1 protein-coding gene and 1 pseudogene are annotated in these 1,648 nt (G+C 74.7%); both read right to left on the bottom strand.

Annotation, left to right across the window (positions count from 1 at the left end):
- A pseudogene (locus FE633_RS47990) lies at positions 1-181 on the bottom strand (hypothetical protein); the annotation flags it as partial.
- A gap of 209 nt (positions 182-390) precedes the next feature.
- Positions 391-1,518, bottom strand: coding sequence for an alpha/beta hydrolase (locus FE633_RS46850; RefSeq protein WP_138051249.1), 1,128 nt, complete (start codon positions 1,516-1,518; stop codon positions 391-393).
- Between the last annotated feature and the right edge of the window lie 130 nt (positions 1,519-1,648).

Below are 1,648 nucleotides of genomic sequence, written 5' to 3' on the forward strand. Positions count from 1 at the left end.
GAGCCGCGCCGGCGAGTTCGGCGCGCGCCATGCGAGCCAGCTCCGCGGGCGCCGGGGTGCCCTCGGGCGGGCGGGGTGCGGGGCGGCGCACGGGCCGCTGGGTCATGGCTCGGGGGGCGGCGGCCAGGGTTCGCGGGCGGACGAGTCGGAGCCTGGAGTCGCGCGGGATACGGGACGTCACGGGTGCAGTCTTCCGGTTGACGGTCCGAAAACCCAAACGGAATGTCACGCGGGGCCACAGGGGTGGCCAATGCAACAGGTCTGGCGAGCGTCGGCGCGGGTGGAAGGGCGGGTGGTTCGGCGTTAACCGGAAGCAGTGGAGCGGGGCGAGGGGAGGCAGGGCGAGAGGAGGCGTATCAGCTGCCGCCGCATCAGCCGGTGGTGCGGCGGCTACATCAGCGGGGTGAGGAATCGGCGGAGGGCCTCTTCGTAGCCGGCCGGGTCGGCGTTCCACATGGCGCCGTGCGGGGCGTGCCGGACCGTGTGCAGGGTGACCAGGTCGGTGCGGCTGTCGGCGAGGCTTCGCGAGTACGACCAGGGGGCGACCGCGTCGTCCGGGCCGTGCAGCACGAGGACCGGCACATCGAGCCGGTAGGGGTCGGACACGCCCTGGGCCTGGTCGCCGCGCAGGCCTGTACGGCCCTGAGCCGCACGGACGGCCAGCGGCAGTAGCGGGCCCGGAGTGCGCCGTGCGGCGGCGAGGGCGCGCAGCGTGCTCTGCCAGCTGAGGACGGGTGAGTCCAGGACGATCCCGGAGATGCGGTCGCGCACCCCGGAGTGGGCTGCTGCGCGCAGGGCCATGGTGGCGCCGGTGGACCAGCCGTGCAGGACGACCCGTTCGGCGCCGTAGCGCACGGCGTGGCGGATGGCCGCGTCGAGGTCGCGCCACTCGGTCTCACCGAGATGACCGAGGCCGTCCGGGGAGCGGGGTGCGCCGGCGTCGCCGCGGTAGGCGAGGGCGAGCACGGGAAAATGGTGGCGGTGCAGGAACTCCATGATGTTCATGGAGTGTTCGCGCGTGGTGCCCAGGCCGTGCACGGTGATCACCCAGGTCTCGCGGGTGGCGGGCACGAACCAGGCGGGCAGGGTGCCGAGTTCACCGGGGATGTTCATGTCCCTGTGGTCGAGGCCGAGCGCGCTGCCCGGGTCGCCGATGTGCACGCTCGGGGTGAACCACACCCTGTCGCCGGGTTCCAACGAGCCGCGCGTGACGCGTTCCAGACGGCGTACGACCGTGTCGGCGGGGTGCGGGGCGGTGTCCAGGACCGCACCGACCACCGCGTGGCCCGTCTCGCCGCTCAGGCCGTACACGCCCGGGCGTTGCGAGGCCAGGGCTCGGGTGAGCGTGATCCGGCCCGCGGCCGTGGCGTGCACAGTGAGCCGGGGCTCGGTGGGCAGCGGTTTGCCCGGCGGCGCCTTCAGGGCCGCGTCGCTGGCGAAGCGGCCGACCGCGACGGTGGCGGCCCCGGCGGCCATGGCGACGGTGACGGCCGCGGCCGTCGCTTTGACAGTGCGCACGGGTCCAGTCTCCTGACGGAACCCGCTGTCGGCCAGCCGAAGGGAGCGCCTGTCGGCCTGGCACGCCCGACGACCGGCCGCCGCGGGCACGGGCCCGACGGACGCCGCGGGCACGGGCCGACCGGCGGCC

The organism is Streptomyces montanus (assembly GCF_005786655.1).
GTDB classification, from domain to species: Bacteria; Actinomycetota; Actinomycetes; order Streptomycetales; family Streptomycetaceae; genus Streptomyces; species Streptomyces sporangiiformans.